Source organism: Streptomyces sp. NPDC037290 (genome assembly GCF_055603245.1).
Genome location: NZ_JBVJVZ010000074.1, coordinates 1 through 6,110, shown reverse-complemented (window position 1 = coordinate 6,110; position 6,110 = coordinate 1). Strand labels below are relative to the sequence as shown.

Sequence of the window (6,110 nt, the reverse complement as noted above, 5' to 3'; positions counted from 1 at the left end):
CGGGTGATCTTGGTCGTGAACCCGTCTACCAGGGGCTTCACTCACATGTCGAACCAACTGACCTTCTCACGCATCAAGTTGGCAAAGGCTCAGTGCATTCACAAGCGTGCAAACTTGCGCATCTTCGTTGTGTGCAAGCTTTCTGGAACACTGTTGCGGCCCGCATAAGTGTGGTGCAGTGATTGTCTCAACCCGTTCAGCAGGTCATTCTTCAGCAATCAATAATCCCGCTTCCCCTCTCCTGTAGGTAAAGGGGTGTGGCTTGGATGTCCGAATGTGCCATGATATGCCGCCTAGGCGAGTGTCACCGGAGCAGGTAGTCATTAGTGGAAATCTTGCGGCCTGTCTCGACACCAGCGATGAATGGATCAGTTCACGTACAGGCATTCGCCACAGGCAACTGGTGGAGTCAGGACCAGTACTGGTCACCTTGCGGTCTTCGCAGGTGAGGAGGCCCTACTCTGCGGGAAAGACAGCCAACTTCGTGTTGGTGGCGCCAAGCCCTCCCGACCGTCCGTGCTGTGACCGCGCCGGAGGTGGCACACCTACTGCAACTGGCCGAGGCGGCAGCGCGCTCGTTTATGCCTTGGGTATGGCCAAGGCCCTGATGGGAGCGGGGCCTTGTGACCGGCCGCTGGTGATCAGCACCGAGATGTGCACGTCGATTATTGATCCGCAGCCGCGGACCACTGCGGCGATTTTTAGTGACGGAGCAGGGGCAGTGCTGCTGCGTCGCGGCCACAGCGAAGAGCCAGGAGCCATTCGCGCCATGGAACTGGACAGCGTCGGCGCTGGGAGTGTTCTGATCACGGCCAACACGAGTGGACCGCAGCAACCAGAAGGGGGAGGTCTGTCCCGTGAACGACGGTACTTCTGCACACGTGGGCCTGAGGCCTGCAGGCAGGCGATAGTCCGGATGACGATGCCCACTCGCCGGGGGCAGAGGAGCCGCATTCGTGAAGCTGCTACATCGCACCTTCACTCATCTGATCATCAGGAGTTAGGCACCACAATACCCCCATGGAGGTTGTCATGACTACCGCAAAATCATTGCGCGAGCGTTTGACGCAGACCCTCATCGGCAAGTTCCAGGTTGATGAGACCAACATCGTCGGCGCAGCCACGTTTACGGACCTGGGGCTGGACTCCCTGGCCGTGGTGGAACTGATCGATCTCGTGACCACTGACCTGAGTCTGCAGCTTGAAGACGACGCTTTGCATCCGGCCATGACCGTGGACGAGGCCGTAGCGGCACTGGGCCAGGTGGCCGCGAAGTGACCAGATCCGGATCGGACCAAGATGTCGTGGTGACTGGTCTTGGCATGGTCAGCTCGGCTGGCATCGGTGTCGATGCTACCTGGAAGGGCGTGCTGGCCGGACAGCCGACAGCACGAACCGCTCCGGAACTCGCGGGACTCGCGGTGGACTTCGCCTGTCAAGTCCCCGGCTTCGATCCGGAGACTCGGCTGGGTGCGAACCTGGCTCGTCGCACGGACCGCTACAGCCAGCTGGCCTTTGTCGCTGGGGCGGAAGCACTGCGCATGGCCGGTCTGGAACCTGATAAGTGGGACGGAACGCGGGTCGGTGTGATCATGGGTACGGCCTTCGGTGGCATTACCACGCTTGAGACCCAGGTAACTCGCCTGGTTCGAGGCCAGCGAGTCTCGGCGACCACCGTTCCCATGGTCCTGCCCAACATGCTGGCAGGACAACTCTCGTTGCAATGGCGGGCCAGCGGTCCCAGTTTCGCGGCCTGTACGGCCTGTGCTTCCGGAGCTACTGCGATAGGGCTGGGCACGCACCTGCTCCGTATGGGCGCGTGCGATGTCGTAGTGGCCGGCGGAAGCGATGCCCCCGTGAACAGGATCATTACCGCGTCGTTCGCTCGGCTGGGGGCCTTGTCGTCGCGTTGCCAGACACCGGCGCTCGCCGCTCGTCCGTTCGACGTGGCTCGTGATGGCTTCGTTCTGAGTGAGGGAGCAGCGGTCCTTGTACTGGAGAGGAGGGCCCAAGCGGCCGCGCGCAAGGCGTTGGCTCTGGCGCAGGTCGTCGGTTACGGCGCTTCAGCCGATGCCTACCACATCACCGCGCCACACCCACACGGCCGTGGACTGGAGTACGCGACAAGGGCAGCTCTCGCTGAGGCCGGCGCCACAACATCGGATGTCGATCACGTCAACGCCCATGCCACAAGCACTCCGAAAGGTGACCTGGTGGAGGCGGAGTTGGTCACCCGGCTCTTCGGCGGCAGGGCAACCCTCACGTCGACTAAAGGCGTCCTTGGCCACACTATGGGCGCGGCTGGTGCGATAGAGGCGGCATTGACCGTGCTCGCTATCAATGAGCAGACCGTGCCACCGACGGCCAACCTGGAGCGCCTCGATCCGGGTATCGAAGCGGACGTTGTCGCCGGCTCGGCTCGGCCCCAGCGCATTCAGCTTGCACTCAGCAACTCGAGTGCATTCGGCGGTCAGAACGCCGTACTGGCTCTTGCCCCGGCCTAACAGGAGCCTCGGGCTCTGCGGCCGAAAACAAGAAGGGGAGAAGGATGGCAAAAGCAGTTGAGCAGGACGCAGCAAGAATGGAGGCTCAGCCTCGGCTCTGGGGCCTGGCCCGGAGGACTGCCACGACAAAGCCCGAAGTCAGCTTTCGCCGGGCCACTGACCAGATCGCTTGGTTGCGCGACTATGCGTCGCGTCGTATCAACTCACTGCTCATAGACGAACGGCGTTGCATCCCACCTTACATCGTTCAGGACTTTGGAGCTGCCGGACTGTTTGGTCCGCTGATCGAGGAGGAGTACAGCGGCACTGCCCTCCTCTTCCGCGACATGTTCCGGGTGTTCGAGCAGTTGATGGCGATTGACACCGCCCTGGGTACATGGATGACGACGTCGCTCTTTCCTGGCACCCGTGCACTGTCGGTCTGGCCCACTAAAGAGCTCAAGCAGGAGTGGCTTCCCCTGCTTGCCACGGGCCGTACTTTGGCCGCCTATGCCCAGACCGAACCCGGCGCAGGCAGCGACTTCTCGCAGCTGTCCACGACGGCTCGTCCAGCGCCCTCTGGCGGATGGCTGCTGAGCGGAGACAAGCACTGGATCGGCAACGGAACATGGGCCGGCATCTCCACCGTGATCGCCCGGCTTGAGGCGGAGCGCACGCGTACCTCCTCACTGATCGCCTTGGCCGTGCCCACAGCCAGCAACGGAGTCCGTGTAGGCGAGGAACACCTGTCGTTCGGACAACGAGGCATGGTGCAAAGCAAGATGCACTTTTCCAACGTGGCCGTACCCGACACACACGTCTTGGCAGACGGCGACGGCCGCCTCGCGGCCATGGACTCGATGTGCGCCACACGCCTTGCCCTGGCTGCCTTCGCACTCGGCGCGCTGAAGCGGATCGCCCAGCTGGCCTTCCGCTTCGCCCAACGGCGGTCTACCTCCGGAGTCACGCTCAAGGACCGGGCCGTGATCCGCGGGTGGCTAGGTGACATGGTCGCCCGGACCGATATCCTTGAAGCCCTCGTGACCGACCTGGCCGATCGGCTAGACGCCGGAGAGACGATCGGTATCGAGCCCACCATCACCGCCAAGGTCCTTGGCAGCGAATGGGCGGTCAAAGCGGCCGACCATCTGATGCAGATCATGGGCGGAAGTGGCTACGACGAGGCGAACTTGGCCGCCCGCATGTATCGGGACCTGCGCGTCTACCGCATTTTTGAAGGGCCCACCGAGGCCTTGTGTGACTTCCTCGGCCGACGAGCCCTGCGACAGACCAGTCGCATCCGAGACATGCTCAGCGCACACAGCGGTAGGGACCTTGCTGCCCGATTCGAGACCGCTCTTGAAGAGCGACCCCCCGCAGATAGCCTGCCAGACGCACCACATGCCGGCATCGCAAGCGCCCTCATGTGGACGCTCGCTGCCGGAGCCGTGCAAAGACAACTGCCGCACCATGCCCACGCGCAGCAGGTCGTTGAGATCCAGCTGCAGCGTGCCCTGGACGGCGTGCGTGCGGGAGACAACCCAAAAGCCGCGTCGCAAGATCTACTGGAGCATGCGGTGGACCGATACGCCAAGCAAATAGGGGACGTCGTGCAGCAGCTGCCCGGAGCGCACTACGATCTCGACCCGCTACTGCAGCCGACTTGGGCGGGCGACAGGCCGTCCTGAGCGATGCGCGGGCCGCCGCCTCCAGGGCCTTGGTGCACGCCAGGACAAGGCCATCACTGAACCGCTCCGGGTTTGACCGAGACTCGAACATTTGGAAAGGTCGAGTCCGTTATGCGAAAGCCGTACCCGAAGGACGTCCGTGAGCGGGCCACGCGCCTGGTGCTCGAGACGCGTGATGAGTACAGGACCGAGTTCGAGGCGATCCGGTCGATCGGCGCGAAGCTGGACGTGGGCGCGGAGACGTTGCGTAAGTGGGTTCGCCAGGCCGAGGTCGACGCCGGTGCCCAGCCGGGCACTACCACGGAGGAGTCCGCGGCGCTGAAGGCCCTGAAGCGTGAGAACGCCGAGCTCAAGCGGGTGAACGAGATCCTCAAGGCCGCGGCGGGTTTCTTCGCGGCCGAGCTCGACCGGCCACAACGACGCTCGTAGCGTTCATTGACGAGCACCGGGACCGCTTCGGCGGGGTCGAGCAGATCTGCAGGGCGCTCACCGAGCACGGCTGCGGCATCCACCCATCCACCTACTACGCCCAGCAGAAGGCCGTCCCCTCCGCGCGGGCGGTGCGTGACGCCGAGCTGACCGCGATCATCAAGGAGATCCACGAGGAGAATTACGGCGTGTACGGGGTCCGCAAGATGTGGGCCGCGCTCAAGCGGGCCGGTCACACGGACGTGGCCCGCTGTACCGTCGCCCGACTGATGAAGACGGCTGGCCTGGCCGGGGCCGTGCGCGGGAAGAAGGTCGTCACCACCGTGTCCGACAAGGCCGCCGACCGGGCGCCGGACCTGCTCAACCGCACCTTCGTCGCCACCGCACCGAACCACGTGTGGGTGGCGGACTTCACGCATGTGGCCGCGTGGTCGGGCACGGTGTACGTCGCGTTCGTCGTAGACACCTTCTCCCGCGCGATCGTCGGCTGGTCCGCCGCGACGAACAAGCAGACGCCGCTGATCCTGTCGGCCCTGGAGATGGGCCTGTGGCGCCGCGAACTCGATCCTCAGCGCTTCGTGGCGCACAACCGGTGTCGTCCACGATCAGCACGCTGTCCGGCTGTCCGAGCCGCTCGGCCACATAGTCGCGCAGGTCGTCGCGGATCTTGTCCGCATCCCACCGGCACCACGACAGCAGTCGCTGCAGGCCGTACGGAGTGGCGTGGCCCGCGTGCTCGGCGAGCTGCCAGCTGTTCTTCCGGCCGACCGGGTCGAGCAGGCCGCGCACGTAATCCCGCATCCGTTGCCGCGGCTCTACCCGCCCGAATCGCTTGCCCACCCGCAGCAGCAGGGACTCCAACTCAGTGGCCCACAGACCCGCTTCGACATCCGACTCCATGACCGGCTCAACGCCCTTCGATCGGGTGAGTCACGAACCACCGCCCCTCTGATGGTGCAACTCCGAGCCGGGGAGAGCCCGGCACATGGGGAAGGGCGGCAGCGAGATCGCAAGGGAGGTTCTGCAATGTCCGGAGAATCCGGGGTGGATGCCCCGGTCACGTGGCCAGTGCCTGATTTCGCTGAGCTGCGGGTACGGAGGATGCAGGTCAAACTGCACCGTTGGGCGGCAGCCGATCGCGGCTTTCGGTTCGACGATGTGTTCAACTTCATCTGTGACCCGGCCACCTTGGTGATGGCGTTCGAACGGGTCGCAGGGCTTTGTCAGGTTGAGCGGGGTTTGGAGGGGTGGCCTGGTTCGGGACGTGCCTGGCCGAGGTGGTGGCGGTGGTTCAGGCTCTGGTGGGCAGGCCGGCGACGCCGGTGATCTGGTTCCAGATGGTGAAGAGGATGGTCATCTCGAGGCGGTAGTTGGGTGCGGTCATCAGGTGGCGATGGGGCCGGAAGTGGGGTGATATGCCGCTGAAGGAGGCGAGGAACCGCTGTGCGGCACCCATCGATCGGAAGCCTTTCATCGCCCGTTCGCGTTGTCTGGTCGGCTGGTGGGAGTT

5 protein-coding genes and 3 pseudogenes are annotated in these 6,110 nt (G+C 64.2%); 6 read left to right on the top strand and 2 right to left on the bottom strand.

The window, feature by feature from the left end; translation table 11 throughout:
- Positions 1–274: 274 nt before the first annotated feature.
- The 6 genes and pseudogenes from ACZ7HQ_RS44500 to ACZ7HQ_RS44475 form a co-directional block, all read left to right on the top strand.
- Positions 275–1,036: a beta-ketoacyl-[acyl-carrier-protein] synthase family protein gene (locus tag ACZ7HQ_RS44500; protein WP_471003098.1), complete on the top strand. Its 762-nt coding sequence runs from the start codon at positions 275–277 to the stop codon at positions 1,034–1,036.
- Positions 1,021–1,278, top strand: a complete 258-nt coding sequence (locus ACZ7HQ_RS44495) for an acyl carrier protein (RefSeq protein ID WP_471003096.1) — start codon at positions 1,021–1,023, stop codon at positions 1,276–1,278. The genes ACZ7HQ_RS44500 and ACZ7HQ_RS44495 overlap by 16 nt, the downstream gene beginning before the upstream one ends.
- Positions 1,275–2,504: a beta-ketoacyl-[acyl-carrier-protein] synthase family protein gene (locus ACZ7HQ_RS44490; protein ID WP_471003093.1), complete on the top strand. Its 1,230-nt coding sequence runs from the start codon at positions 1,275–1,277 to the stop codon at positions 2,502–2,504. Before ACZ7HQ_RS44495 ends, ACZ7HQ_RS44490 begins: the two co-directional genes overlap by 4 nt.
- Positions 2,505–2,548: 44 nt before the next feature.
- Positions 2,549–4,171, top strand: coding sequence for an acyl-CoA dehydrogenase family protein (locus ACZ7HQ_RS44485; protein WP_471003090.1), 1,623 nt, complete (start codon positions 2,549–2,551; stop codon positions 4,169–4,171).
- A gap of 111 nt (positions 4,172–4,282) precedes the next feature.
- On the top strand, positions 4,283–4,600 hold the full coding sequence (locus ACZ7HQ_RS44480) for a transposase (protein WP_471003087.1): 318 nt from the start codon (positions 4,283–4,285) through the stop codon (positions 4,598–4,600).
- A gap of 5 nt (positions 4,601–4,605) precedes the next feature.
- Positions 4,606–5,169: pseudogene (locus ACZ7HQ_RS44475) on the top strand (IS3 family transposase); the annotation flags it as partial.
- Between the two features lie 19 nt (positions 5,170–5,188).
- Here ACZ7HQ_RS44475 and ACZ7HQ_RS44470 read toward each other — a convergent pair.
- Together ACZ7HQ_RS44470 and ACZ7HQ_RS44465 are read right to left on the bottom strand one after the other, a co-directional pair.
- Positions 5,189–5,500, bottom strand: a pseudogene (locus ACZ7HQ_RS44470) (transposase); the annotation flags it as partial.
- A 391-nt stretch (positions 5,501–5,891) separates the two neighbouring features.
- Positions 5,892–6,110 (bottom strand): annotated as a pseudogene (locus tag ACZ7HQ_RS44465) (IS6 family transposase); the annotation flags it as partial.